Source organism: Achromobacter xylosoxidans (genome assembly GCF_001457475.1).
Lineage (GTDB): Bacteria > Pseudomonadota > Gammaproteobacteria > Burkholderiales > Burkholderiaceae_B > Achromobacter > Achromobacter xylosoxidans.
Genome location: NZ_LN831029.1, coordinates 4062794 through 4089494, shown reverse-complemented (window position 1 = coordinate 4089494; position 26701 = coordinate 4062794). Strand labels below are relative to the sequence as shown.

Genomic DNA, 26701 nt, shown 5'->3' with positions numbered 1-26701 from the left:
CCGCCGCCGACAGGCGGCCTTCCCGCTACATGAAGAGGCAAGCATGACGATGAATCAAGCACAAGCAGGACGCGCCGGCCGCTGGCTGGCGCGCGCCACCGCGGCCCTGGCCCTGGGCGCGGCCAGCGCTTTGAGCGTGGCCCAGACCATGCCGGTCAAGCATGCGCGCGGCGAGACCGCCGTGCCGTCCAACCCGGCCAAGACCGTGGTGCTGGACCTGGCGGTGCTCGACACGCTGCATGCGCTGGGTGTCGACGTGACCGGCGTGCCCAGCGCCGCCAAGCTGCCGCCGCAGCTGGCGCAGTATGCCGACAAGCGCTACCTGAAGGTCGGCAGCATGTTCGAGCCCAACTACGAAGTGATCCACGCGGCCCAGCCGCAGGTCATCTTCGTGGCCGGGCGCTCGGCGCCCAAGTACGACGAGCTGGCCAAGCTGGCGCCCACGGTCGACCTGACGGTCAACGCCAAGGACCTGGTCGGCAGCGTCACGCGCAACACGGAAACGCTGGCCGCCATCTACGGCAAGCAGGCCGTGGCCAAGGAAAAGCTCGACGCCCTGCGCGCCTCGATCGCGGCGCTGCATGGCCAGGCGGCCAAGGCCGGCAGCGCGCTGATCGTGCTGACCACCGGCGGCAAGATGAGTGCCTACGGCCCCGGCTCGCGTTTCGGCGTGATCCACGACGCCTTCGGCTTTGCGCCGGCCGCCAAGGACCTGAACGTGTCGAACCACGGCCAGGCGATCTCGTTCGAGTTCATCGCCCAGACCGATCCCGACTGGCTGTTCGTGATCGATCGCGACGCCGCCATCGGCCGCGAAGGCACTTCGGCCCAGCGCATGCTGGACAACGACCTGATCCGTCCGACCAAGGCCTGGAAGCAGCAGCGCGTGGTCTACCTGAACGGCTACAACTGGTACCTGCTGGGCAGTGCCGGCCTGAGCGCCATGCAGCAGAACGTGGACGATATCGCCCGCGCGCTGTCTGCCGCCAAGCCCGCGGTCAAGTAAGCGCAAGGCGGGCATGACGGAGTCGAAGTGGCGGTTGTGAGGGCAGGCGGGGCGATCACCGGTTGGGCCGGACTGGCGGCATTGCTGCTGTTGCTGCTGCTGTTGTGCGCGGCCAGCATCGGCCTGGGCGCGGGGTCGTTCTCGTTCGCCGCGCTGGCCGGCGGGCCTGACGCCGAACGCGCCTGGCGCCTGCTGCTGGTGAGCCGCGTGCCGCGCACGCTGGCGCTGCTGCTGGCCGGCATGGCGCTGGCGGTGGCGGGGCTGATCATGCAGATGCTGGTGCGCAACCGCTACGTCGAGCCGACCACGGCCGGCACCGTCGAATCGGCCACGCTCGGCATCCTGGTCGTGACCCTGCTGGCGCCGGACACGCCGGTGATCGGCAAGATGCTGACGGCCACCGGCTTCGCGCTGGCGGGCTCGCTGCTGTTCCTGGCGCTGTTGCGGCGCGTGCCGCTGCGCACGCCGTTCATCGTGCCGCTGATCGGCCTGATCCTGGGCGGCGTGATCCACGCCGTCACCACTTTCGTCGCCTACCGCTACGACCTGCTGCAGTCGCTGCACGCCTGGACCACCGGTGATTTTTCCGGGGTGCTGCGCGGCCGCTACGAACTGCTGTGGATCGGCTTCGGCCTGGCGGCCGCGGCCTACCTGGCGGCGGATCGCTACACCGTGGCGGGCATGGGGCGCGAGTTCGCCGCCAATCTCGGCCTGAACCATGCGCGCCTGACGCTGGTGGGCCTGCTCATCGTGTCGGCGATTTCCGCGGTGGTGGTGGTCACGGCCGGCGGCATTCCCTTTCTGGGGTTGATCGTGCCGAACGCCGTCAGCCTGGTGCTGGGCGACAACATGCGCCGCTCGATTCCCTGGGTGGCGATGCTGGGCGGCGTGTTCGTGCTGGCCTGCGACATCATCGGCCGGCTGGTGATCCATCCCTACGAGGTGCCGCTGGGCACGGTGGTGGGCGTGGTCGGCAGCATCCTGTTCCTGTGCCTGCTGCGCAGCCGGGGAGCGCGCCGTGGCTGAGTTCATCGCGCGCGCCGTGCCGCTGCGTTCGCCCCAGGCGTGGCGCCTGGCGCTGCTGGCCGTGGCCGCGCTGTCGTGCGTTGTCGGCTTCATGGCGTTGGGCGCGAACGGCCAGTGGGCCTTCGTGCTGCCGTTTCGCGGCGCCAAGCTGGTGGCGATGCTGCTGGTGGCGTACGCGGTGGCGGTGTCGTCGGTGCTGTTCCAGACCGTCACGCACAACCGCATCCTGACGCCGGCCATCATGGGTTTTGACGCGCTTTACCTGCTGATCCAGTCGGTGGTGGTGTTCGGCTTCGGCCAGGCGGCGGGCGCGGTCAACCATCCGGTGGCGGCCTTCGTGCTGGAAGTGTGCGCGATGACGGGGTTCGCCTGCCTGCTGTTCCGCTGGCTGTTCACCGACGCCGTGCGCAGCCTGCATTTGATGATGCTGGTGGGCATCATCTTCGGGCTGCTGTTTCGCAGCCTGTCCAGCTTCGTGGTGCGACTGATCGATCCGAACGAATTCCTGGTGCTGCAGGACCGCCTGTTCGCCAACTTCAATTCGGTGCGCACCGAACTGCTGCCGATCGCGCTGGCGGCGGTGGCCGCCGCCACGCTGCTGGTGTGGCGCATGCGGCGCCGCTATGACGTACTGGCGCTGGGCCGCGAGATCGCGCTGAACCTGGGCGTGGACTACCGCCGCACCCTGCTGCTGACGCTGGCCGCCATCGCCGTGCTGGTGTCGGTGTCCACCGCGCTGGTGGGGCCGGTGACGTTCTTCGGCCTGCTGGTGAGCAACCTGGCCTACCAGGCGATGGGGTCGGACCGGCATCGCCACACCGTGCCCGCCGCGGTGCTGCTCAGCGTGATCTTCCTGGTCGGCGGGCAGACGCTGCTGGAGCGGGTGCTGCAACTGAGCACCACGGTCAGCGTGGTCATCGAATTCGTGGGCGGAGTGATGTTCCTGGCCCTGATCTTGCGCAGGGGACGCCAATGATCGATATCCAACAAGTCAGCAAGCAGTACGGCGACAGCGTGGTCGTGGACCAGGTGTCGCTGGCCTTGCCGGCCGGCGGCGTGACCGCCATCATCGGCCCCAACGGCGCCGGCAAGTCGACGCTGCTGTCGATGATCAGCCGGCTGCTGCCGATGTCCGCCGGCCGCATTCAGGTGGACGGCCTGGACGTGACGCGCAGCGACAGCCGCGAATTGGCGCGGCGCCTGGCCATCCTGCGGCAGGACAACCACCTGCCGCTGCGCCTGACGGTGCGCGACCTGGTGGCGTTCGGCCGCTATCCGCATTCCGGCGGCCGGCTGACGCTGGACGACAAGGCGCATATCGACCGGGCCATTGCCTATCTGGACCTGGAACCGCTGGCCGGCCGCTACCTGGACGAGATGTCCGGCGGCCAGCGCCAGCGCGCATTCGTGGCGATGGTGCTGTGCCAGGACACGCGCTACGTGCTGCTGGACGAGCCGCTCAACAGCCTGGACATGAAGCACGCCGTGGCCATGATGGGCACGCTGCGCCGCGCCGCCGACGAGCTGGGCAAGACGGTGGTGCTGGTGCTGCACGACATCAACTTCGCCTCCAGCTATGCGGACCGCATCGTGGCGATGAAGGCGGGCAGGGTGGCGCACTGCGGCACGCCCGCCGAATTGATCCGCCCCGAGGTGCTGGGCGCCTTGTATGAACTGCCGATAGACGTGCACGAGATCGACGGCAAGCGCATCTGCGTGTATTACCGCTGAAAGCCGCCATGACGCGGGCGCGATTCGCGCGCCCGCGTCGACTGCGATGCGTTGCCTTCAACGCGTCACTTTCACCGCGTCAACATCAACGCGCGAGTCTCAACGCGTCAGGTCCACCGCGTAGCGCGACAGCTGCGTCGTCGCGTCCGGCGTCGGGTCGTACACCGACACATTGGTGACGCCATGCGCCGTGGCCAGCGCCAGCGTGTTCGGCACCGACGCGAACACCACCGGGCCGGCCAATGCCGCCACGGGCTTGAAGCCCCAGCTGCGCGCCAGGCCGTAGGTGGCCAGGTCCAGGTTGGGGTGCTTCTTGATGTAGCTGATCAGCACATCGCGGCTGGCGTCGGGCGCCTGCAGCACGATGTCGCCCTTGCCGCCGGCCAGTCCCGGGAAGTCGCCGCCGCCGCTGGCGCGGTAGTTGTTGGTGACCACCAGGAATTGCGCCGCCGGATCCAGCGGCGCGCCCTGGTAGGTCAGCGCGGCGATGCGCGAGCCCTTGGGTTGCGTCACGTCGATCTGGTAGCGCAGGGCGTTGCCCTCGGCGTAGAGCACATCGAAGTTGAAGGTCGGAAAGCCGGTGTCGATCAGGTCCTGCGGCGCGACCTGGGCCGGATCGATGCGCTTGAACTGTTCCGCCGTCTTCTCCAGCCACTGGCGCACGATGTCGCCGCTGACCCGCACCACCTGCAGGGTGTTCGGATACAGGTACAGGTCGGCCGCGTTGTTGATGGCGATGTTGCCTTGCGGCACGAAGGTGAAGTCGCCCGGGCCGTTGCGTCCGCCCTTGAACGGCGCGGCCGCCGACAGGATCGGCAGGCCGGCGTAGGCGGGGCTGTTGCGGGCGATGTAGTCCTTCAGGTAGTCGATCTGCGCCATGTTGACGATCTGCAGCGCCGACACGTCGCCGGCCAGCGCGTAGTAGGTGGCCATGTCGAACTGGCTTTGGCCGATCGGCGTCTTGACGTAGGCGATGGTGGCGCTGTGCTCGGCCTGCACCAGTTGCTGCGCGGCGCTGTCGGGCGCGACGTAGGTGGCGGGCGTGCCGCCGTTCTGCGCGGTCAGGCGGGTCGGGATGCGCTGCACCTGGGTGGCGTTCTTCTGCACCTTCCAGCCCTGGTCGTAGGCCAGCTTCAGCGTGATCTGGCCGAGGTTGTTGCCCCATTGGCCGGCCTGCACCGCGGGCACGCCGTTGATCAGGCCCTTTTCGAGGTCGATGCCCGGCTGGCCGGCGAATTGCGACTTGGGATTGGTGTCGGGAAACAGCAGGTGCTGGTGGCCGGTGATCAGGGCGTCGATGCCCGCCACCTGGCTCAGGTAGCCCGCGCCGTTTTCCATGGACGGACTGTAGGGCGTGACCAGGTCGATGCCGCCATGCGCCAGCGCCACGACCAGGTCGGCGCCCGCCGCCTTCATTTCGGGCACATAGCGCGCGGCGGTTTCCTTCCAGCCGGCGACGGTCACGTGGCCTTCCAGGTTGGCCTTGTCCCACTGCATGATGGGCGGCGGCGCGAAACCGATCACGCCCACCTTGAGGGCGACGTCGAGCGCCTTGCCATCCGGGCCGGTTGCCTTGAAGGTGCGCGTCAGCAGCGTCCACGGCTTGAAGATCGGTTGTTGCGTGGCGGCCGCCACCACGTTGGCCGACACGAACGGAAAGCCCGGCGCGGCGCAATCCTTGGCGCCGGTCGGGTTGGTCTGCGCCGTGCCCTTGCCGATGCCAGGCAGGCCGAAGTCCACGTTGGTGACCTGCGACAGATAGGGCAGGCCATAGTTGAATTCGTGGTTGCCCAGGGTGGCCGCGTCATAGGCCAGCAGCTTCATCTGCTTGTAGATCGCCAGCATGTCCGAGCACTGCACCGGCGCCACCAGCGCCTGGTAGTCCGACAGGGCGGTGCCCTGGATGGTGTCGCCGTTGTCGAACAGCAAGGTATTGGCGTGCTGCTTGCGGGCGTTGCCGATCAGGGTGGCGGTGCGGTCGACGCCGTAGCTCTTGTCCTCGGCCAGCTTGTAATAGTCGTAACCCAGCACGTTGGCGTGCAGGTCCGTGGTGGCCAGGATGGCCAGGTCGAGCGTGGCGCCCCGGGGCACCGACGCTGGCGGCGCGTCGTCGTCATCGTCATCGCTGCCGCCACAGGCGGACAGGCTGGCCAGCAGCAGGGCGCTGGCCGACAGTGCAAAGATCTTTCGGAGGGGCTGCTTCACCGTCGTTCCTTTCGTGTCGGGGGAACGCAAAATTCTGGGGACGGGTTATGACCCGCTGGTGACATGCGGATCGCCGGCAACGCCGCGCACGCGTTGCATGGGCAAGCTTAAAAACATCTGAATTGGACGCGCGTCTCATTTATCGTCGTCTCAAGGCAACGGAACGATAAAAGCATTGCGACTGATTCTCGTTGTCAAGAGAATGGCGAATCCTTCCATTTCAAACGACTTCGATACCCGCTGGCCATGCACGTCCTTCGTCCCCTCTCCGCCGCCTTGCTCGTCCTGGGCCCGCTGGCCCCCCTGGCCGCCCAGGCCCAGGCGGCTGCGCCCACCGCCACCTTGCCCGCCGTCAGCGTCGTCGGCACCGATGACACCGCGCAAAGCTACAACCCGCCGGCGTCCACCAGCGCCACCAAGATCGACGCGCCGCTGCGCGACATTCCGCAGACGGTGAACGTGGTGCCGGCGCAGGTGCTGCGCGACCAGCACGCCATGTCGGTGCAGGACGCGCTCAAGAACGTGCCCGGGGTCAGCTTCTCGACCGGCGACGGCCAGCGCGACCAGGTCTCGATCCGCGGCTTCACCGCCATCGCCGACCAGTTCGTCGACGGCTTCCGCGACGACGCGCTGTACTTCCGCGACCTGTCCAACGTCGAGCGCATCGACGTCATCAAGGGCCCGGCGGCGGTGCTGTATGGCCGCGGTTCGTCCGGCGGCCTGATCAACCGCGTGACCAAGAAGCCGGGCGAAGACATTTCGCAGGTCGGCCTGAGCTACGGTTCGTGGAACGACCGCCGGCTCGACCTGGACCTGGGCCGGGCCAACGAAAGCGGCAGCATGGCCTGGCGCCTGACCGGCGCGGTGGAGAAGGGCGACAGCTATCGCGACAAGCAATTCATCGACCGCAAGGCGATCGCGCCGTCGGCCCAGTTCAAGCTGGGTGAGAACACCACCTTCCTGCTGCAGACCGAGTTCCTGGAAGACCGCCGCCTGACCGACTTCGGCATCCCGGCCTACCATGGCCGTCCGGTCGATGTGGACCCGTCGACCTATTACGGCGCCGAGAACGCGCGCGACACCGACTACACCCAGACCCGGGTGCAGTCCTATGCCGCCACGCTGACGCACCGCTTCAACGACAACTGGTCGCTGCGCAACGCCACGCGCTACTACCACTACACGCTCAACCGCAACAACACGCTGCCGGGTTCGGTCAACGAAGCCGCGCGAACCGTGTCACTGACCCACGGCAACGTGCTGCGCGACGAGCACGGCTGGACCAACCAGACCGAACTGATGCAGCGCGTCCAGTGGGGCTCGGTGCGCCACGACATGCTGTACGGCATCGAGGTGGGCCAGCAGAACAAGGACCTGCTGAACTGGTCGGCCGCCAACGTCGCGGTGGTCGACCTGTTCGACCCGCGCTTGCCGACCTTGCAGCGCCAGGTGAGCGGCGCGCCGGGTTCCGACAGCCTGGGCCGCTTCAACACCCTGGGCCTGTACGTGCAGGACATGATGTCGCTGGGCGAGCACTGGAAGGTGCTGGCTGGGGTGCGCCACGACCGCTTCGAGCAGGAAACCGAGGACCGCCGCAGCGGCCGCAACCTGTCGCGCACCGACTCCAACTTCAGCCCGCGCCTGGGCCTGGTGTTCCAGCCCGACAGCGTGCAGTCGTATTACGTGTCGTGGAGCCGTTCCTACCAGCCCTCGGGCGAGACCTTCGCGCTGGCGGCCAACAACGTCGACCTGGCGCCGGAGAAGACCACCAACTACGAAGTCGGCGCCAAGTACGATTTCCTGGATGGCAAGCTCTCGACCACGGTGTCGGTGTTCCGCCTGGAGCGCACCGACATCAAGGTCACCAATCCGGTGACCAACACGCTGGTGCCGGTGGGCACGCAGCGCACCGACGGCGCCGAATGGACCCTGTCGGGCGACCTGTCCAACGGCTGGCGCGCGATGCTGGGCTATGCCTACCTGGATGCGCGCGTGACGCAGTCGGTGGCACGCGACGCCGGCAAGGACGTGCAAGGCAAGCGCGCCACGCTGACGCCGCGCCATGCCGGCAACGTCTGGATCACCAAGGACCTGGGCGAGGGCTTCGGCGTCGGCGCCGGCTTGAACCTGGTGGGCGCGCGCTTCGCCAATCCGGGCAACACCGTCAAGTTGCCCGGCTACGTCACGGCGGATGCCGCCGCGTGGTGGCGCCAGGGGCCGTATTCGGTGCAGTTGAACGTCTACAACCTGTTCGACGCCGGCTACATCGTGTCGGCGCACGGCAACAGCCCCAACCTGAACATGCCCGGCGCGCCACGCAACGCCATGCTGAGCCTGCAGTACCGCATGTAGTAGGGGCAAGCGTCCGCGCGCCGGTCCGGCGCGCGCAGGGCGGATCAGCGCAGCGGCGATTCCGCCGTCAGGCTGTCCGTTTCCAGCGCCGCCAGCGCGTCCAGAAAGCGCCACGCGAACGAACCCGGGCCTTCGGCCAGCGCGCCGGCGCGGCGGCCGGCGATGCCGAAGCAGGACAGCGCCGCCACCGCCGCCGTGTAGGCGTCATCGCGCGCCACCGCCGCGAAGGCGCCGACCACCGCCGTCAGTGCGCACCCCGTCGCGGTGACCCGCGGCATCAATGGCGAACCGCCGGTCACGCGCACCTCGCGCCGGCCGTCCGTGACGAAATCGACTTCGCCCGTCACCGCCACCACCGTGCCGCGCGCCCGCGCCAGTTCGCGCGCGGCCGCTTCGGCCAGTTGCACCGGATCGCGCGCGTCCACGCCCTTGCTGGCGCTCTGGCCGCCGGCCAGGGCGATGATCTCCGATGCGTTGCCACGGATCACCGTGGGCCGCAGGTCCAGCAGGCGCCGCACCGCATCGCGCCGGAAGCTGGTGGCGTGATGCGCCACCGGATCCAGCACCCAGGGCGTGCCGGCCTTGGCCGCCGCGGCGGCCGTCAGTAGCATGCTGTCCAGCCAGGGGGATGAGAGCGTGCCGATGTTGATCACCACCGCGCCGCTGATGGCGGCAAATTCGGGCGCTTCCTCGGCCGCGTGCACCATGGCCGGCGACGCGCCGATCGCCAGCAGCGTATTGGCCGCGGTATTCATCGACACGAAGTTGGTCAGGCATTGCACCAGCGGCGCGTCGCGGCGCACGGCCGCGTACAGGTCGCGCGAGGCGAGCGCCAGCTGGGACAGGATGGGGGCGTTGGAGGCCATGCCGCAGGTCCTTGCAAGGGGACAACGGGCGGGGCGGGGCGTCATGGCGCGGCATTGCGGGCCGGCGGGTTGCGCACCTTCCCTACGCCAGCATTGTCTGGATCAGGTTCGACGGGTCTCTCGCGCCGCGCGCCGCGCGCGGGGCGCGGCCGCCATCGGAATCTCAGCTTCTTGCCGAAGCTCCCCGGGTGGATGGGGCTATGTTCGAAGGAGGTAGGGGGGCTTGTCAAGCCAGGCCGGCGCGGCGGACGGCGCTTCTGTCATCATGGCGGTTCGACACGGGGAGGAATGGGGAATGCAGACCCACGATGAGGCGTTGAGCGCGCAGGACCTGTCATGGTTGCGCCGGCATGCGCGCCATCACGTGGCGGACACGGTGCTGGGCGGGGTGTTCTTCACGTTGTTCTTCGCCATGACGGCATTCCTGGCCTGGCTGTGGCTATCGAATGCCACGAGCATCGCGCGCGATCCGGTGCTGTCCGCGATGATCCTGGTGCTGGCTGGATTCACGCTCTATCTCGGCCGCCGCTTGCTGCGCGGCCCGGCGGCCCGCCAGCGCCTGCGGCAGGTGCTGCGCGGCGCCGTGCCCAAGCAGGTCGTCACCGGCGCGGTCACCGATTTCGCGCCGGCCCCCGGCGGCGGCGTGCGATACGGCATCGATGGCCGCAAGCTGGAGGTGGCGCTGCCATTCATGAACGGCTTCACGATGCCGGGGGACGGGGGCAGGAGCCCCGAACGCTGCGCCGCCCGGCTCGGCGCGCCGCTGCGGCTGCACCTGCTGGCGCTGTGGCCGGGCGAGGCGCCGGTGCTGCTGCGCGCGGACTACGACGGTCCTGGCGATGTGCAGAAGGCCTTCGAGGCCCTCAGCGATGCCGATCGCGCGCAGGTGCGCAACGGCGACACCCTGTTGCGCAACGCGTTCCTGGGCGCGGCGCTGATCCTGCTGGGAGGAGGCTGGTTCCTGTGGCCGCTGTATGGCGTTGCCGCCTTGTGTCTGCTGGCCGGCCTGTGGGTCGGGTGGTCGAGCCGGGCGCTGCGGCGCGCCACGGTCAAGTATGGCGTGCGCGGACGGGTCGACGAGGTCCTGACCTACAAGGTGCGGACGCCGGAATCGACGTCGTGGACCGCCGTGCATGCCTATCGCCTGGGCGGCGAGCTGTATAGCGTCAGCCACGGCGGCGGGCCGGCCCAGCCCGGCGAAAGGGTGACGTTCGAATACCTGGACCGGGGCAGGAAGGGGTTGCGACCGTTGTTCTTCCGCCGCGAGGGCGGCGCGCCGCAGGCCGCGGCCCACATGGTCGCCAACGACCGCGCCGGGCCTTGATTGCCGGGCATGGCGTGCTGCAGCGTCCGCGGTTCTGTCATCATGCCGGACACGCAAAAGAGGGGAGACACGAATGACCGGATTTCTTCGCGCCCGGATGGTGCCGGAACTGCTGGTGGCCGACCTGCCGCGCAGCCTGGCTTTCTGGATGGACCATTGTGGATTCCAGATCGCCTATCGCCGCGTGGCCGCGGCGTCAATTTCGAGATCAAGGTGTCCGCCATCGAGCCTTTGCTGGAACGCTTGGCGCGGGCACGCTGGCCGTTGTACCGGGAACCGGAAGAGCGCTGGTACCGCAGCGACGCCGTCGAAGTGGGGGTGCGCCAATTCCTGGTGCAGGATCCGGACGGGTATCTGCTGCGATTCTCGGCCAGGATCGGCGAGCGGCCGGCGGCAAGATGAAGCCGCGCGCCGTGCTCCTGCTGCTGGCGCTGCTCTGTACGATGACGGCGCACGCGGCGAACTATCCGTGTTCCGGCAGGAAGTCGTACCCGCGCAAGTGACGCAACCCCGTCAGGTGGCCGGGCCCTTCAACTGCCGCCAGACTTTCGCCAGGATGCCCTGCAAGGCCTTGCGGTCGTTCTCGTCCAGGCAATCCACCAGCGACGCGCACATGGTCCAGAACGCCGGCAGCGCCTGCGTGAGCAGTTCGCGTCCGGCGTCGGTCAACGCCAGCGAGATGCTGCGCCGGTCTTCGTGGTTGAGCGCGCGCGTGAGCAGTTCGCGCTTTTCCAGCCAGTCCAGCAGGCCCGTGACCGTCGAGCGCGTGACGCCGAAATAGTCGGCGATGTACGACGGCGTCACCGCGCGGCTGTCGATCAGTCCGCGTTCGGCCAGGCCGAAGATCATCAACACGTCGAGCTTGCTTTCCGATATGCCGAACGGCGCCAGCGCGGCGTTGGCGCGCTGTTCGACGTCGTCGGCCAGCCATAGCAGCAGCAGTCCCAGCCCGGCCGCGCCCGCGTCGGTGCCGCGCGCGGCGGTTTGCGCCATCAGCGCCAGGTGTGGCCGGGCGGCGGCGGCGGCGCCGTCGCGCTCGGCGCGGGCCTGGCGGGTGGCGGGGATCCCGGGCAATTCCGGCGCGACACGGGCGTCTGCCGGAGCGGGGGATTTGGGGGCGGGGGCCTTGGCGGCGCGCCCGGCCTTGGCAGCCGGGGCGGCGGGAGCGGGGGACTTGCGGACGGGCATGGGGCAGGGTTGTCGCGGGGAATGAGGGAAGCCGGGGCGGCAAATTCGGATTATACGTCGATCAAATAATACGATTTGCATATAGTACGTTTAACGTACTATATTCGCCGCTGCGGCGTTCATGCCGTGTCCGCAGCCCCGGCGCCGTCGCCCGGCGCACTGCGCTGCCCCTAACGAGGAGACTCCCCATGCCCGTCAAAGTGCTTGAACTTCACCACGTCGGATTCGGTGTGAACCACGCCCAGGCCGACGCCATGCTCGATTTCTACCGCGATGTCCTGAACCTGCCGCAGGATCCCGCGCGCTGGAAGATTCCGGGCATCTATGGTTCGTGGATCAACCTGCCCAATGGCACCCAGCTGCACATCCTGGGCAGCGAGGGCCCGTCGCGCTACGCCAAGGGACCGGGCAAGGATCCGGTGTCCAACCACATCGCGCTGGCGGTCGAGGACGTGCTGGCCGCCGAGCAGGAACTGATCGCCCGCGGCATCGAGTACTTCACGCTCGACAACGTGGCCTCGCCCAGCCTCAAGCAGCTGTTCCTGCGCGACCCCGCCGGCAACCTGGTGGAACTGCACCAGTCCAGCGCCCGCCGGGCCGGCGTCGAAAAGCCGGAGCAGGATCCGGCGCGCGCAGGCAACGAATAAACGACCAGGATCTGCCAGCCCATGTACTTCGACATGCAAGCGCTCAGCGGTGAGCAGCGCAGCAAACTCATGCATTCCACCGTCCTGCCCCGGCCCATCGCCTGGGTCGGGTCGCGCGATGCGCGGGGCGCGTTGAACGTCGCGCCGTTTTCCTTTTTCAACGTGATGTCCGGCGATCCGCCGATCCTGTGTTTCTGTGTCGGTTCGCGCGATGGGCGGCTGAAGGACACCGCGCGCAACATCGCCGCGCGCGGCGAGTTCGTCGTCAACCTGGTGTCGGCGACGCAGGCGCGCCGCATGAACGTGACCGCCATCGACTTCGATGCCAGTATCGATGAGTCGATGGAGGCGGGGCTGCTGCTGGCGCCGGGCCGCAATGTGGACGTGCCCCGGATCCAGGACAGTCCCGCGTCGATGGAGTGTCGCGTGCGCCAGCTGGTCGATATCGATGCGCGCCGCACGCTGGTCATCGGCGACATCGTGGGCATGCACCTGATCGACGCGGCCGTGACCGATCCCGATCGCATGTTCATCGATCCCTTGCCGATGCAGCTGATCGGCCGGCTGCACAATCCGGGCTGGTATTGCGAAGTGACGCGCGCCTTCCAGATGGCGACGCCGTCGGTGGAGCAGTGGCGCCAGATGCAGCAGGACGGCGTGGCGCAGCAGTACCTGGAGGAATCGCCGGTTCCTGCGTAAACTGGCGCCATGCTACGCATCGACAATCTCACCAAACGCTACGGCGACCATCTCGTCTTCCAGGGTCTGACGCACGCCTTCGGGCCGGGCTGCGTGGCGCTGTGCGAAGAGGAAAGCACCGGCAAGTCCAGCCTGCTCGGCATCATCGCGGGCGCGATCGCGCCGGATGAGGGCGAGGTCTGGATAGATGGCCAGCCGCTGGCGCAAGCGCCGCGGCAGGCCAGGGCGCGCCTGGCCTACGTGCCCGACAACTGCCTGGCGCTGCCGCAGCAGACCGGGCGCGGGCTGCTCGAACAGGCGGCGGCGGAAAAGGGCGTGGCGGTGGACGACGCGGTGCTCGACCTGGCCGCCCGGCTGGGACTGGAGCCGCACCTGGACAAGCGCTTCGAGCAGATGTCCACGGGCACGCGCCGCAAGGTCTACCTGACCGCGGCCGCCCTGGGCGCCCCGGCCGTCGTCATCGCGGACGGTCCCAGCAACGGGCTGGACACGCCGGCGCGGCGCGCGCTGGCCGAGTTGTTCAAGACCTGGGGCAGGGACCGGCTGGTGCTGTTCGCCAGCCATGATCCCGAGCTGGTGCAGGCCTGCGGGGCAACCGTCGTGGACGTTGCCGCGCTGCGCTAGCGGGCGGTTCCGGGCTTACTTGCCGCCCGTGACGTCGACGAAGGTGCCGGTGACGTACGAGGCCTCGGCGCCGGCCAGCCACAGGATGGCCCGCGCCACCTCTTCGGGCTGGCCGCCACGGCCCATGGGCACGGTGTCCTTGATGCGGTCCACCCGTCCCGGTTCGCCGCCGCTGGCGTGCATTTCGGTGTAGATGTGGCCGGGGCGCACGCAATTCACGCGGATGCCCTCGCGCGCCACCTCCTTGGAAAAGCCGATCGTGAAGCTCTCCAGCGCGCCTTTCGAGGCGGCATAGTCCACGTATTCATTGGGGCTGCCCAGGCGCGCCGCGGCCGAGGATATGTTGATGATGGCGCCGCCGCGGCCATTGTGGCGCTGCGACATGCGCCGGGCTGCCTGCTGCGCGCACAGCATCGGGCCGAGGGAATTGACCGCGAAGATCCGCTGCATGCGCTCGAAGGCCAGGTCCTCCAGGCGCGACTGGCGCGCGATGATCGCGGCATTGTTGACCAGCACGTCGAGACGGCCGAATTCGCGGTCGATCGCGTTGAACAGGCCGGCGATCTGGTCCGGGTCGGCGCTGTCGGCGCGCACGGCCAGGGCGCGGCGGCCCAGCGCCCGCACGTCCGTCACCACCGCCTGCGCGGCCGCCTCGTTGGCGACATAGCTGATCGCCACGTCATAGCCCTGCGCCGCGGCCAGCCGCGCGGTCGCGGCCCCGACACCGCGACTGCCTCCGGTGATGAGGATAACGGGGGCTTGAGCGTCGTTCGTCATGGGAAATCTCCGTGTATGGGGCAAGGTCGTGGCAACCGGCGCGCGGGCGCCGCGTCGATGACTATACTTCCCCGGGAACCGCAGCATCCATTGCCGGCGTCCCCGCAATGGACGGGCGCCGGCCCTGTTTTCCGAGGAGTTTTTCCATGGCACGCATCTTCATCACCGGTTCGGTCGACGGCCTGGGCCTGGCGGCCGCGCGCGCACTGCAGGCGGACGGACACCAACTGGTCGTGCACGGCCGCAGCCGCGAGCGCCTGGAGGCCGCGCGCGACCTGCTGGCGCGCGGGGCGCGGGCGGTCGTGGGCGACCTGGCCGATCTGACCCAGACGCGGGAGCTGGCCGAACAGCTCAACGCCCTGGGCCAAATGGACGCGGTCATCCACAATGCCGGCGTGTTCACCGGCGCCGCCATCCTGCCGGTCAATGTGGCGGCGCCCTATGCGCTGACCGCGCTCATCACGCGGCCGCGGCGCCTGATCTACCTGAGCAGCGAAATGCACTACGACGGGCGGCCCGAGCTGGGCGGCCTGGCCTGGGACGGGGCGCGCGAAACCGCTTCGTATTCCGACAGCAAACTATTCGTGACGGCCCTGGCCGCCGCGGTGGCGCGGCGCTGGCCGGACGTGATCAGCCAGGCCGTCGATCCCGGTTGGGTGCCCACCAAGATGGGAGGCCCGGACGCGCCGGGAGACCTCCGGCTGGGCCACGTGACGCAGGCGTGGCTGGCCACGACCGACGATGCCGCGGCCCGCGCGAGCGGCGGCTATTGGCACCACCAGGAGCGGCGCGAGCCGCATCCGGCCGTGCATGACGAGGCCTTCCAGGCGCGCCTGCTCGACGCGCTTTCCGGGGCCACGGGGATCGACCTGGCGTGACCGCCTCAGTGGTTCTCCTTGGCATGATTGAGCGTGTATCTGGGAATATCGATGGTCAGGTCCTGCTCGCCGACGATGGCCTGGCAACTCAGGCGTGACTGCGCTTCCAGGCCCCACGCGCGGTCCAGCAGGTCTTCCTCGGTTTCGTCCATTTCGTTGAGCGCGTGAAAGCCCTTGCGGACGATGCAGTGGCAGGTCGTGCATGCCCGGCTTTGCTCGCATGCGTGTTCGATGTGGATGCCATGGTCGAGCAGGGCGTCGCAGATGGACGCGCCTTGCCTGGCGTCCACAACGGCGCCCTCGGGCGCGAGGTCGGGGTGGGGGAGAACCGTGATTTTCGGCATGTCGGGGTACCTTTGTTCGTCGGGACGGCAGTGAAACGCCCGCGCACGCTGAAAGGGGCGGCGTTTCACCGTGCGACCAGCGTAAAGGTGGCCACCTTGGCAAGGTCAAGCGTGTCCTGGCCCGGGATTCGAGGCCTTGCCGGAACCGCCGGATGGAGATTGAGAATAAATCTCAGTACAATGCGGCAAGTTTCAACCGGCCCGCGGCGTTCGCGCCATGGGCCGATGGCCAATCAGTGGGCGCCGTGTTCGTCATTCCGTATCCCTTTTCCATCGCTCGTCCGGCCGCGGCCCGCTCCAGGCCGGCTTGTCCGCGGCCCGTCCGGTCGAGCGCGGGATGAGCCGCAATCCGTTGTTGGCCTCCGAGCAGGCGGCCGCGCCCGCCGACGCCCAGGCCGAGAACGGCGGCGCCATCGCGAAAGCCTATGCGCGCTGGCGCCTGCCCTTGCTGCGCGGGCTGGCGCGGTTCAAGGGCAGCGTTGGCAGCGCCGAGGACGTGCTGCACGACGGCGTCGTCAAATGGGTCGCCGCCAACCCCGCCCTGGATTCCAGCGAAGAGCAGGGCGCGTACCTGCGCAAGACCGTCATGAACGGCGTGGCGGACGAATTCCGCGAGCGCAGGGCGGGCCGGCGGTTGCAGACGGTGTCGCTCGATGAAGCGGCGCGGGACGGTCAGGCCTGGGAGGCCGACGATGCGTCATGTCCCATGCGCGCGGCGGCTTGCCAGCAGCGCCTGGAGCGATTGGCTGAAGCGTTGCGGGAACTGCCGGAGCGCCAGCGCGAGGCCTTCGTGCTGAGCCGCTTCGATGGGCTGACCCAGGATGAAGTCGCCGAGCGCATGCAGATTTCCCGGCGCATGGTCGTCAAGCACCTGGCGCGCGCCATCGCCTACTGCGAGGTCCGGGTGCACTATGCTACGGTTGCACAGATGCAGCAATTGCATCGGCCCGCCAGCGATGACGGCGGCCCGGACAATAACAACAATAGCGACTCCGCCTCTTCATGACCGATCCGTCTTCTTCCGCTTCGCCCGACGCGCTTGCCCTGCACGAGGCGGCGGCCGAGTGGCTGGTGCGCCGCCAGGACGCCACGTGGTCGGCGGCGGACCAGCGCGAGCTGGACGCCTGGCTTGCCGCGCACCCGACGCACCGGCAGGCGTTCGCGCGCGTATCCCGCACCTGGCAGGACCTGGCACGGACGCCGCGGCCCGCGCTGGCATCCGATGGGCTGCCCGCGGCCGCGACACCCCGGCCGGCGCCCGCGGCGCGTCCCGCGCCGGACCGGGGGCGGGCCCCTGGGCGGCGGCCGGGATTCTGGCTGCCGCTGCCGGGGCTGGCGGCCTTCCCCAAGGCGTTGGCCGCTGTCTGTGCGGTGCTGGTGATCGGTGGCGGCTACGGCTGGTACCGCTGGGACAACACTCCCGGCTATGTGCTGGACGTGAGCACCGCGGCGGGAGAGATACGCCAGCTGGATCTGCCCGATGGCTCGCGCATTGCGTTGAATTTCGGCAGCACGTTGCAGGTGCGCTACTACCCGCGCCGCCGCGAGGTGGTGCTGAACCAGGGCGAGGGATTCTTTGACGTGGCGCCGGACACCGGCAGGCCATTCACCGTCGACGCGCGCCAGAGTCGCGTCACCGTGGTGGGCACGGCGTTCAATGTCCGCACCACGCCGCAGGCCGTCATCGTCAAGGTGTTGCATGGCCGCGTGCGCGTGCAGCCCGACCGCGACCACGGCGGGCAGGCGCTGTCGTTGGGCGCCGAACAAGGCGTGTCCGTGGACGCGCGCGCCGCTATCTACCAGACCGTGGCGGTGGCCGCGGACAGCGTGGGTGGCTGGCGCAACGGCCGCCTGGTGTTCCGGCGCACGCCCCTGGGCGAAGTGGCGCAGGAAGTGGCGCAGTACCTCGGCAAACCGGTGGCGTTGGCCAGCCCGGACCTGAAAACGCTGCCCGTTTCCGGCTTCGCGGCGACCAATGCGCCCGCCGCTTTCCTGGAGGCCTTGCCGGATCTGCTGCCGGTGCGGGTCACGCGCGCGGCCGACGGCGGCTATCTGATCCTGGCCCGCTGAACCGCGGCGTTCCGGCAAGAATTTATTTTTCCCCGCGGGTTCCCACTCCCGTCCCGGAATCCGTTTACCCCTGCAAGGCCGGTAGCGGTCAACAACGAGGGAGTGGGAATGGGACGGGGCAGGTTGAGAAGCGCGCTGGCAGGCAGCGCATTGATGGCGCGCATGCAGCTCAAGGCGGTGCCGGCGCTGGTGGCATGGGCGCTGGCCGCGCCGGTTGCGCAGGCGCAGCCGCAGGCGGCGCCGATGCAGTTCAGCATTGCGGCGCAGCCGTTGGACCGCGCACTGCGACTGTTCTCGGAGCAGTCGCGGCACCAGGTGCTGTTCGATGAAGCGGCGGTGGCGGGTCAGCAGGCGCCGGCGATCGAGGGCCGCTACACGCCGCGCGAGGCGCTGGACAGATTGCTGGCCGGCACCAACGTGCGCGTCAACGGCAGCCGGCCCGACGTCTTCACCCTGACCGCCATCGGCCGCCCATCGAGTGACGCCGTGACGTTGCAGCCGGTGACGGTCAGCGGCGGCAGCCTGCGCGATCCGACCACGGAACTCACGGGTTCCTACACCAGCGGCGCGCTGACCATCGGCAAGCTGACGCAGTCGATCCGCGAAACGCCGCAGTCGGTCAGCGTGATCACGCGGCAACAGCTGGACGACAAGAATCTGACCACGCTGGACGAGGCGCTGGCGCAGACCACCGGCGTGACCAAGACGGCGCGCAACTTCGGCAACCACAAGTTCTCGATACGCGGCTTCACGGTCGACGACAACAACTATCTGGTCGACGGCGTCGCCGGCATCGTCTATGCCCCGGTGGGGTGGCTTCCCATCGACACGGCGGTGTTCGACCGGGTCGAGGTGCTGCGTGGCGCCGGCGGGCTGATGCTGGGCTCGGCGGATCCCAGCGGCGCGATCAACATGGTGCGCAAGCGGCCGCGTGGAGAAGGCCATCTCGAAATGAACACCACGGCGGGGTCGTGGGACAACTACCGCATGGAGTTCGACGGCGGCGGCCCGATCAACGCCGCCGGCACGGTGCGCGGCCGCCTGGTCACGGCCTACCAGGATCGCCATTACTTCTACGACGGCACCAAGTCCCGATCGCCGCTGTTCTATGGCGTGATCGATGCCGATGTCGGGCAGCACACCACGCTGACGTTCGGCGCCCGTCACCAGGCCACGGACACCGACGGCTACTGGCTGTTCGGGCTGCCGCGCTATACCGACGGCGGCGCGCTCGATATCAAGCGTTCGACATCGCTGATCCAGGACTGGAACCGGCAGACGGAACAGGTTGACGAGATCTTCGCCGAAGCCGAGCACCGCTTCTCCAAGGACTGGAAGGCGCGGCTGTCGCTCAACAGCACGGAGGTGGACCTGGACCAGCGCGTGGCCATTCCGATCGGCGGCGTGGATCGGGCGAGCGGCCGCGGCTCCAGCTTCTACACCGTCTACTTCAACCGCGCGCGCGTGCGCAGCGATGGCGTCGATCTGAACACCACGGGCAATTTCCAGGCGCTGGGCGGCTCGCACCAGATCCTGCTGGGCGCCAGTTGGGCGCGCCAGCGCATCAACCAGAAGTCGGCCAGCCTGGACGCCGACATGCCGATCGACGTGTACGACCCCGATCATTCCGCCATTCCCAAGCCGGCGCGCCCGGCCTGGGACTCGAAGGAAACGGCGCGGGGCGAGCAGGCGGCGCTGTACGGCAATTTGCGACTGCAATTGGCGGATCCGCTGCATCTGCTGCTGGGCGGCCGGTTGAGCTGGCTGAAGTACCAGTCCACCAATGGCCTGACCGGGGCCAGGACCCGCGATTACCAGCAGAGGCATGAGTTCACGCCCTATGCCGGGCTGGTCTACGACCTGGACCGCCAATGGTCGGTCTACACCAGCTATGCGGACACCTTCCAGCCGCAGAGTTCCTACGTGACGTCATCGGGTTCGCCGCTGGACCCGGCCATCGGCGCCAACTACGAAGCAGGCATCAAGGGAGAGCTCTACGATGGGCGGCTGAACCTGTCGGCGGCGGTGTTCGCGGTGAAGAAATCGGGCATCGCGGTGGTGGACGAGTCCAACCCGGGCGGTTGCACCGGCTCGCTGGCTTCGAGCGACTGCTATCGCAATGGCAGCACGCTGCGCAGCAAGGGTTTCGAGCTGGAAGCCAGCGGGGAATTGTCGCCGGGCTGGCAGGTGATGGCGGGCTACACCTTCGTCACCAGCCGCGATGACGAGGGCGAGACCATCAGCGCCGAGACGCCGCGCCACCTGTTCCGCCTGTCGACCACGTACCGGTTGCCGGGCCGCTGGAACGCCTTCAGCGTTGGCGGCGGCGTGTCGGCACAGAGCGGCTATTCGTATCCCGCCTATGACGACACATCCGTGCGGATGGGCGCGCCCGGTCGCGCGGTGTGGGACCTGCGCGCCGGATACCGCATCGACAAACACTGGAGCCTGGCCTTGAACGTGGCGAACGTGTTCGACAAGCACTACTACGGGATGGTCAGCCAGATCCGCCGCGGCAACCATTTCGGGGAGCCGCGCAACGTGATGCTGACCCTGCGCGGCACGTTATGACGCCACGCGCCGCCGTCGCGCCGGCGCGGCACGCGCGCCAGGCCGGCATGAAACCGGGACTGCGCCAGAGCATGGCCTGGCTGCATACCTGGTGCGGCCTGGTCTGCGGCTGGCTGCTGTGCGCCATCATGCTCACCGGCACGCTCAGCGTGTTTCGCGAACCGATCACGCGGTGGATGCAGGCCGAACCCTTGCCGCGGATGACGGCCACGGCGGCGGTCGACGGCCAGGCGCAATGGCTGGCGCGCGCGACCCGGTTCCTGGCGTCCCGCGCGGGCGACGCGGCCGCCTGGGACATTGCCTGGCCAGTGAGGCCAGGCCAGCCGATGCGCCTGGCCTGGCGCGCCGCCGAGGGCCGGCCACAGCAAGCCTGGATGGACCCGTTGACCGGCGACGAGCAGGCGCAGCCGCAATGGCGGCGGACGGAGGGCGGCCGCCATTTCATGTCCTTCCACTACACCTTGCACGGCGGCCTGCCGGGCTATTGGCTGGTGGGCGCGATTTCGCTGTGCATGCTGGTGGCGCTGGTGTCCGGGGTGGTGGTGCACAAGCGCATCTTCAAGGACTTCTTCACCTTCCGGCGCGGCAAGGGTCAACGTAGCTGGCTTGACGTCCACAATGCCACGGCCGTGCTGACGCTGCCGTTCCTGTTCATGATCTGCTACACGGGACTGGCGTTTTTCTACACCAGCTATATGCCATGGCCCTTGCACGCCGCGTTCGGCGGGGATGATGGCGCCTATCGCCGCTACCAGGCGGAACTGGCGCCCACGCCGCCCGAGCCGCGGATCGCCGGGCCGGACCGGGGCGGGGTGCCGGACCTGTATCCCTTTGTCCTGCGGGCTCGCGCGCTGACCGGCCAGGACGCGGCACTAGTGACGGTCGATCATCCAGGCAATGCGCGCAGCATCGTCCGCGTGCTGGGCGACAAGGCCGACACCAGCTCCGGCCGGCGCCTGCCCGTGCGCGCCAGTCGCGTCGCGTTCGATGCGCGCAGCGGCGCGGTGCTGCAGGTGGCGCCCGCCGTGGCGGACGAAGTGGCCGCGCGGCATGTCCATGAAGTGATCGAAAGCCTGCACAAGGTCGACTTTGGCGGCTGGACGATGAAGTGGCTGTACTTTTTCAGCGGTCTGGCGGGCACCGCGATGGTCGCCACCGGCACGTTGCTTTTCGCCCTCAAGCGGCGCAAGAAAAGCGAGCACGAGTTCGGCGCGGCCACCGCGCAGATCTACCGCTGGGTGGAGGCGCTGAATGTGGCGGCGCTGGGCGGGATCGCGCTGGCGAGCATCGCCTATCTCTATGCGAACCGGTTGATTCCCGCGTCCTGGGCGGAGCGCGACACGTGGGAGATCCGGCTGTTCTTCGCCGCGTGGGCCGGGTCCTTGATTCACGCGCGATGGCGCGCGCCCCGGCGCGCCTGGATCGAGCAACTGGGGCTGGCGGCGCTGCTGTGCCTGGCGCTGCCATTGCTGAACTGGGCGACGACCGGGCAGCATCTCTGGGCCTATGCCAGACTGGCAGACGGACAACTGCTGGCGGTGGAACTCACGGCGCTGGCGTTCGGCCTGGCGCTGGCGTACGCGGCCAGTGCCTTATGGCGAAGGGCAAGGGATGCGCCGATCGAGCCGGATCGCGCGCCGCCGCGCGCCGGCCAGGACCGGACGGCCTGGCGATGGCAGGTCGCCAGTCGCGTATTGGCCGCCGCCGCGGGTGGCTATGGGGTGTCGGCGCTGGCGATGTCGGCGCTGGCGCTGGCCTTGCCGGCCGTCATCGGCGCATCGCGGGCGGTCGGCGTATTGACCGGAACGCTGTCGAGTTTCGTCCTGTACGCCGCGATCGTGATCGGCGTGTTCCACGCCCGCAGCGCCCGGCGGGCTTGGGGCGGGTTGGCAGTGGCGGGCGCGCTATCGGCGGGGGCCTTGCTGTGGTTGCGCCTTTGAGGCCAGCTTATCGAACGCCGGCGGCACTGGCGCGGAAGGCAAAAAAGCTGTCGCCGGGGATCAGCCGCGATACCTCCACGTTTGCATAACCGGCGTCGCGCAACTGCTGCCGCATTTCGTCGCTGTCGGGCAAGCGGCCGCCGTGACGGTTCGACGCGCCCCATAGATTGAGGGCTTCCATGCCGGCGTTGCCGCCCTGGCAGCAGGTGGCCAGCAGGAGCTGCCCCGCAGGCTTGAGCAGTTGTCCTACCCGGGCCAGCAACGCGACCCGCTCGTGGACCGGGAAATAGTAGATATTGTTGTACAGCGTGACCAGGTCGTAGGCCGGACTCAGCTCCCCCTGTCGTATGTCGCCGGTTTCGATGGTGACGCGGTCCCGCAGCCCCCAGGCCTGGATATTCTCTTGGGCGACGCGCGCGACCCGGGGTTGCAGTTCCAGCCCGGTCGCGGTCAGTTCGGGATTGTGCAGGGCGGCGTGGCGGATGTAGATCGCCGAGCCGCAGCCCACTTCAAGCAGCCGGCAGGGCCCGGTGCGCGGCACGAAACGCCGGATGGCCTCGACCAGGAAAGGCTCGAGCGCGCGCGATGAGCGCGCGGTCAGTTCGCCGTCCTGGTTTTCCAGGTCCCAGAGTTCCCCCTGGCGCAGCTTGGCCGGCGTCTGCAGGATCAGGCGGTGATGCATGCTGGCCGCTTCCTGGACCAGCGCCAGCGTGGCGTCGTTTTCGGGCCGCGCCAGTTTCCTGGCCAGGCCGCGCAATGCATATCCCTCGGGCCCCAGTTGCAGCAGTCCGAGCCGGCAGCCCATCTGTAGCCAGGCGCGCAGGGCTTCGCGCGCGCCGGCCGCGTCGCCCGCGGTGTTGCCGGCCGCCAGTTGCGCCAACGGGATCGGCCCGTCGGCCAGCCGCGCCATCAGTCCGGACGCGCTCAATGCCGCCAGGAAACTGAGCCGGTAGAACGGCCGGTACAGCGCATTGGCGGCCAAAGCCGGCAAGAGCTGTTTGTTCCTCAGCATCTGCAACAGCGGTCTGAACATGATGATCGATCCAATTATTAAACGTCGTTAAATATTAGACGTCGTTCAATATTATGGTCAAGTTACGGGAAGGCGAGTCCCTCGCGCTGGCATGGCGCGTATGCCGGGCGGGCGAATGCGCCGGAACGGGGCGCGCTGCGGTACAGTGGGATTCCCATTCCACCTGCCCACCGCTGGAGCCTGAACCATGGAATTCGTGATTCCCAGTACCGCAAACCTGGCGCTGTTCGTCAGTGCCGCGCTGATCCTGTTGGCGATTCCCGGACCGGCCGTGCTCTATATCATTGCCCAGTCGGTCGAACAGGGCCGCAAGGCGGGGCTGGTGTCGGACCTGGGCATCCACGCGGCCACGCTGGTGCACGTGCTGGCGGCCGCGCTCGGATTGTCGGCCTTGTTGGCTTCCTCGGCGCTGGCGTTCAGCATCGTCAAGTATGCTGGCGCCGCCTACCTGATCTGGCTGGGCCTCAAGAAAATCTGTACGCGCCCGGCCGCCGCCTCCGTCGACGCGCCGTCCAAGGCGCGTGGTTACGGCAGGATGTTCCGCGACGGCTTCATCGTCAATCTGCTCAACCCCAAGACGGCCCTGTTCTTCATGGCGTTCCTGCCGCAGTTCGTGGACGTCAGCCGCGGCCATGTGGCCGCGCAGGTGGTATTCCTGGGGCTGGTCTTCACCTTGCTGGGCCTGGCCAGCGACGCGTGCTACGCCTTTGCCGCGAGCGCCGCCGGCCAATGGCTGCGGCGCAGCCGCGGCTACCTGCACTTCGAGCGCTATGTGGGGGGCGCCATGTTGATCGGTCTGGGCATCACGGCCGCATTCGCCGGCAACAACAGGAAATGACCGCGCGGTAGCGATGGCCGGGGGCCGGCGTCAGTCCGCCGTCTCCGTGCCGCTCATGAACCATCGCAGGTAAGCGTTCTCGCGGCTGGCGCGGGCCAGCACGGGGGCGTCGCGCGACCAGCTTTCGCGGTCGCCGCGATACGCCGCCAGCGCGCTGCGATAGAACAGGTCCAGCACGGCGCGTTCGCCGTCGATGTCGGCGGCCCAATCGGCTGGCGGGCCTTGCAGGGGCGGCGCGCCGCGCAATGCCATCAGCGCAGGCAGCGTGCGGACGATCTCGCGCGGGCGGACCCAGGGGGCGTATTCGATCGAGGGCCTGTCGTCCGTCACCGGCGCGGCGTCCTCCGCAAAGCGCGCCAGTCCCTCGCGGTCGGTCACCCAGGTCGCCATCAACGCCGCCACCGAGGACACGCCGACTTGCGCCAGGGCGGCATGCAGGGCCGGCGCGGCAAAGCGCCGCGCCATGCGTTCGGGCACCAACGGCAGCGGATCCGGCGACCCGACCAGCAACATTTCATGTAGCTCGGTGGTCCACAGCGAGGCGTGCGGGAATACCGCGATGAAGCTGGCCACCAGGGCGCGAGTCTCGTCCAGGTTCTGCGTCGGCAGGGGCAGCCACTGGGCCACGATGCCTTGCGGATTGAGCCGGCGCGCCGCCAGCTCGTAGAAGTCGCGGGAATACAGGTTGACCACGCCCGCGGCCGACGGCGGCGGCGGTTCCAGCGTGATCAGGTCGTACGTGTCGGCGCTGGCCAGCAGCTCGCGCCGGCCGTCGCGCAGCCGCACTTGCAAGCCGCTGTCGCGATAGGCGTCGTAGGTGCCCTGGAAAAACGGCGCGGCCTGCAGCACGCCGGGCAGCAGTTCGGCCACCACCCGGCGTTTCAGGCCGGGATAGCGCGATAGCGCGCCCGCCGTGATGCCGGTGCCATAGCCGATGACGAGGGCGGATTCCGGTTCGCCGGCATGCACGATCAGCGGCAGCAGGGCTTGCAGCCGCATGTAGCGCAGCGATGGCATGGCATCGCCCGAGTTCGACACGCCCTGGATGTAGAGGCGGTTGAAGCGCTGCCCGCCGCGGCCGTTCTCGACCACGGCAACGGTGCCGCCATGGCTCTCGTGGTGGAACACCAGGGGCTTGCCGCGCGCGCCCGGCATGAGCCGCGCCAGATGATCCTGCGGCAGGGCCCAGCCGACGATGAGCGCGGCGACGCCGAGCGCGCCGGCCAGCGCCGGGGCCATGGGGGCGACCGCGCGGCCGCGCCAGGCGGCCGCCACGCCCACGGCGCACGCGGTCGCGGCAAGCAGCGTCAGGCTGCGGATCGTGCCCAGCCAGGGCAGCAGCACGAAGGCGACCAGCGCGGTGCCCGCGATGCCGCCCAGGGTGTTGGCCGCCAGGGCCAGGCCCGCGCCACGGCTGCGGCGCTCGCCCGGGGCGACGATCTGCAGCACCGCCGGAAAGGCCGCTCCCAGCAGCAGGGTGGGCAGCAGCACCACCGCGCCGGCGGCGACGGCGAAGCGCGCGCTCATTCCGGCCAGGCCATTGTCGAAAATCCTGCGCATGCCGGCTTCGGCCAGATCCTGGGCCGGCACCAGCCAGAGGCCCAGCAGCGCGGCCTCGGCCAGGGCGATCAGGCCCGCGCCCGCGATCAATGTCGCGAACACGCGCCACGGATCGCCGAACCGGTGGCCCCAGCGGGCATAGCATGCCGCGCCCAGCGCCAGCCCGGCCAGGTAGACCGCCAGCACCACCGAAAAGGCGAAGGCCCGCGTGCTCATGAAGGGGATGATCATCTGCGACCACAGCACCTCGTAACCCAGCGCCACGGCGCCAGCCACCGCATACAGCGCCACGGCCAGCCGGGCCTGCGGCGACAGGCGCGACGCCTCGCGGGCGGCGGGGCCGTCGACCGCCGGGGCCGGCGGCCGGCCGCGCAGCGACCACGCGCCGCAGGCGGCCGCCAGGTTCAGCGCGGCGGCGGCCAGGGCGCTGCCTTGCACGCCGAGGGCGGGAATCAGCAGGAAGGCCGGCAGCAACGCGCCGGCGATGGCGCCGGTGGTGTTGGCGGCGTACAAGGCGCCGCCATCATGGCCGCTGCGGCCGGCGCTGACCGCGCGCATCAGGATGGGCAAGGTGCCGCCCATGAAAAAAGGCGCCAGCGCGACCACCGCGAACAGGATGGCCCAGGCCAGCAGCGGCTGCTGCGGCTGCCAGCGGGCGAACAGGCCGGCGCCGTGCGCCAGCAGGAAGGTGACCGCCAGCGCGGCCAGGCCGATCGCCAGTTCGACGGCGGCATACAGGCGCCAGGGGTTGGCGTGCCGTTCCGCCAGCCTGCCCAGCCACCAGCTGCCCGCCGCCAGCCCCAGGAAAAAGGCGCTGACGGCCGTGGCGATGGCGTGGACTTCGACCCCGACGATCAGGGAAAGCTGCTTGATCCACAGGATCTGGAATATCAATGAGGCCGCGCCCGACAGTCCCAGCAGCGCGCAGGCGGGCGCCAGGCTCGCGCCCGCGCCCGTCAAGGTTCCGGCTTCGTTCGGTGACGCGCTTGCCACGCCTGCTTGTGCCATACGGGACGCTCCAT

23 protein-coding genes and 1 riboswitch are annotated in these 26701 nt (G+C 68.9%); of the genes, 16 read left to right on the top strand and 7 right to left on the bottom strand.

Features of this window, described 5'->3' with window-relative positions; all coding sequences use genetic code 11:
• The first annotated feature begins 43 nt into the window (after window positions 1-43).
• Genes AT699_RS18320 through AT699_RS18305 form a run of 4 tightly spaced genes read left to right on the top strand, consistent with a single transcriptional unit; the run spans window position 44 to window position 3763 of the window.
• On the top strand, window positions 44-1006 hold the full coding sequence (locus tag AT699_RS18320) for a siderophore ABC transporter substrate-binding protein (protein WP_020928299.1): 963 nt from the start codon (window positions 44-46) through the stop codon (window positions 1004-1006).
• 36 nt (window positions 1007-1042) lie between these two features.
• The gene (locus AT699_RS18315; RefSeq protein WP_006384961.1) at window positions 1043-2032 is read left to right on the top strand and encodes an ABC transporter permease; all 990 of its coding nucleotides are present in this window, start codon (window positions 1043-1045) and stop codon (window positions 2030-2032) included.
• Window positions 2025-3008: an iron chelate uptake ABC transporter family permease subunit gene (locus AT699_RS18310; RefSeq protein ID WP_006384962.1), complete on the top strand. Its 984-nt coding sequence runs from the start codon at window positions 2025-2027 to the stop codon at window positions 3006-3008. The genes AT699_RS18315 and AT699_RS18310 overlap by 8 nt, the downstream gene beginning before the upstream one ends.
• Window positions 3005-3763: an iron ABC transporter ATP-binding protein gene (locus AT699_RS18305; protein WP_006384963.1), complete on the top strand. Its 759-nt coding sequence runs from the start codon at window positions 3005-3007 to the stop codon at window positions 3761-3763. Before AT699_RS18310 ends, AT699_RS18305 begins: the two co-directional genes overlap by 4 nt.
• Window positions 3764-3862: 99 nt before the next feature.
• Here the strand turns inward: AT699_RS18305 and AT699_RS18300 are convergent, their stop codons facing one another.
• The gene (locus AT699_RS18300; RefSeq protein ID WP_006384964.1) at window positions 3863-5968 is read right to left on the bottom strand and encodes a 5'-nucleotidase C-terminal domain-containing protein; all 2106 of its coding nucleotides are present in this window, start codon (window positions 5966-5968) and stop codon (window positions 3863-3865) included.
• Window positions 5969-6214: 246 nt separating this feature from the next.
• On the opposite strand from AT699_RS18300, the gene AT699_RS18295 reads away from it, so the two are divergent.
• A complete protein-coding gene (locus AT699_RS18295; protein WP_006384965.1) occupies window positions 6215-8320 on the top strand; it encodes a TonB-dependent receptor in 2106 nt (701 codons plus the stop codon).
• A 44-nt stretch (window positions 8321-8364) separates the two neighbouring features.
• Here the strand turns inward: AT699_RS18295 and thiM are convergent, their stop codons facing one another.
• The gene (gene thiM / locus AT699_RS18290; RefSeq protein WP_024069416.1) at window positions 8365-9186 is read right to left on the bottom strand and encodes a hydroxyethylthiazole kinase; all 822 of its coding nucleotides are present in this window, start codon (window positions 9184-9186) and stop codon (window positions 8365-8367) included.
• A 61-nt stretch (window positions 9187-9247) separates the two neighbouring features.
• Window positions 9248-9383, bottom strand: a riboswitch (TPP riboswitch).
• A 98-nt stretch (window positions 9384-9481) separates the two neighbouring features.
• Between thiM and AT699_RS18285 the strand changes: the two genes are divergently transcribed.
• Both AT699_RS18285 and AT699_RS18280 read left to right on the top strand, forming a co-directional pair.
• The gene (locus AT699_RS18285) at window positions 9482-10510 is read left to right on the top strand and encodes a hypothetical protein (protein ID WP_006384968.1); all 1029 of its coding nucleotides are present in this window, start codon (window positions 9482-9484) and stop codon (window positions 10508-10510) included.
• Window positions 10511-10666: 156 nt separating this feature from the next.
• Window positions 10667-10912 (top strand): VOC family protein, encoded by a 246-nt coding sequence (locus tag AT699_RS18280; RefSeq protein ID WP_006384969.1) that lies wholly within the window; start codon window positions 10667-10669, stop codon window positions 10910-10912.
• Between the two features lie 111 nt (window positions 10913-11023).
• Here AT699_RS18280 and AT699_RS18275 read toward each other — a convergent pair whose 3' ends face one another.
• Complete coding sequence (locus tag AT699_RS18275) at window positions 11024-11698, bottom strand: MarR family winged helix-turn-helix transcriptional regulator (protein ID WP_024069415.1); 675 nt, start codon at window positions 11696-11698, stop codon at window positions 11024-11026.
• A gap of 188 nt (window positions 11699-11886) precedes the next feature.
• Between AT699_RS18275 and AT699_RS18270 the strand changes: the two genes are divergently transcribed.
• From AT699_RS18270 to AT699_RS18260, 3 genes are read left to right on the top strand one after another with little or no spacing between them, the layout of a single operon-like run.
• Window positions 11887-12345, top strand: coding sequence for a VOC family protein (locus AT699_RS18270; RefSeq protein ID WP_020928292.1), 459 nt, complete (start codon window positions 11887-11889; stop codon window positions 12343-12345).
• 21 nt (window positions 12346-12366) lie between these two features.
• Window positions 12367-13044 carry a flavin reductase family protein gene (locus AT699_RS18265; RefSeq protein ID WP_024069414.1) on the top strand — a complete coding sequence of 226 codons (678 nt, stop codon included), beginning with the start codon at window positions 12367-12369 and terminating at the stop codon, window positions 13042-13044.
• A gap of 9 nt (window positions 13045-13053) precedes the next feature.
• Window positions 13054-13668 (top strand): ABC transporter ATP-binding protein, encoded by a 615-nt coding sequence (locus AT699_RS18260; protein WP_024069413.1) that lies wholly within the window; start codon window positions 13054-13056, stop codon window positions 13666-13668.
• 15 nt (window positions 13669-13683) lie between these two features.
• On the opposite strand, the gene AT699_RS18255 is transcribed toward AT699_RS18260, so the two are convergent.
• Complete coding sequence (locus AT699_RS18255) at window positions 13684-14445, bottom strand: SDR family oxidoreductase (protein WP_024069412.1); 762 nt, start codon at window positions 14443-14445, stop codon at window positions 13684-13686.
• Between the two features lie 146 nt (window positions 14446-14591).
• On the opposite strand from AT699_RS18255, the gene AT699_RS18250 reads away from it, so the two are divergent.
• Window positions 14592-15323 (top strand): SDR family NAD(P)-dependent oxidoreductase, encoded by a 732-nt coding sequence (locus AT699_RS18250; protein ID WP_024069411.1) that lies wholly within the window; start codon window positions 14592-14594, stop codon window positions 15321-15323.
• A 5-nt stretch (window positions 15324-15328) separates the two neighbouring features.
• Here AT699_RS18250 and fdx read toward each other — a convergent pair whose 3' ends face one another.
• On the bottom strand, window positions 15329-15667 hold the full coding sequence (gene fdx / locus AT699_RS18245; protein ID WP_006384976.1) for an ISC system 2Fe-2S type ferredoxin: 339 nt from the start codon (window positions 15665-15667) through the stop codon (window positions 15329-15331).
• A 337-nt stretch (window positions 15668-16004) separates the two neighbouring features.
• Between fdx and AT699_RS18240 the strand changes: the two genes are divergently transcribed.
• From AT699_RS18240 to AT699_RS18225, 4 genes are all read left to right on the top strand, one after another.
• On the top strand, window positions 16005-16673 hold the full coding sequence (locus AT699_RS18240; RefSeq protein WP_006384977.1) for an RNA polymerase sigma factor: 669 nt from the start codon (window positions 16005-16007) through the stop codon (window positions 16671-16673).
• A complete protein-coding gene (locus tag AT699_RS18235) occupies window positions 16670-17737 on the top strand; it encodes a FecR family protein (RefSeq protein WP_024069410.1) in 1068 nt (355 codons plus the stop codon). Before AT699_RS18240 ends, AT699_RS18235 begins: the two co-directional genes overlap by 4 nt.
• Window positions 17738-17890: 153 nt before the next feature.
• Window positions 17891-20308, top strand: a complete 2418-nt coding sequence (locus AT699_RS18230; RefSeq protein WP_024069409.1) for a TonB-dependent siderophore receptor — start codon at window positions 17891-17893, stop codon at window positions 20306-20308.
• Window positions 20305-22248: a PepSY-associated TM helix domain-containing protein gene (locus AT699_RS18225; RefSeq protein WP_024069408.1), complete on the top strand. Its 1944-nt coding sequence runs from the start codon at window positions 20305-20307 to the stop codon at window positions 22246-22248. The genes AT699_RS18230 and AT699_RS18225 overlap by 4 nt, the downstream gene beginning before the upstream one ends.
• 7 nt (window positions 22249-22255) lie before the next feature.
• Here AT699_RS18225 and AT699_RS18220 read toward each other — a convergent pair whose 3' ends face one another.
• A complete protein-coding gene (locus AT699_RS18220) occupies window positions 22256-23281 on the bottom strand; it encodes an SAM-dependent methyltransferase (RefSeq protein ID WP_058207385.1) in 1026 nt (341 codons plus the stop codon).
• Window positions 23282-23468: 187 nt separating this feature from the next.
• Here AT699_RS18220 and AT699_RS18215 point away from each other — a divergent pair, with 187 nt between their 5' ends.
• Window positions 23469-24119 (top strand): LysE family translocator, encoded by a 651-nt coding sequence (locus AT699_RS18215; protein ID WP_006384982.1) that lies wholly within the window; start codon window positions 23469-23471, stop codon window positions 24117-24119.
• 30 nt (window positions 24120-24149) lie between these two features.
• On the opposite strand, the gene AT699_RS18210 is transcribed toward AT699_RS18215, so the two are convergent.
• Window positions 24150-26687, bottom strand: coding sequence for a fused MFS/spermidine synthase (locus AT699_RS18210; protein WP_024069406.1), 2538 nt, complete (start codon window positions 26685-26687; stop codon window positions 24150-24152).
• Window positions 26688-26701 lie beyond the last annotated feature (14 nt).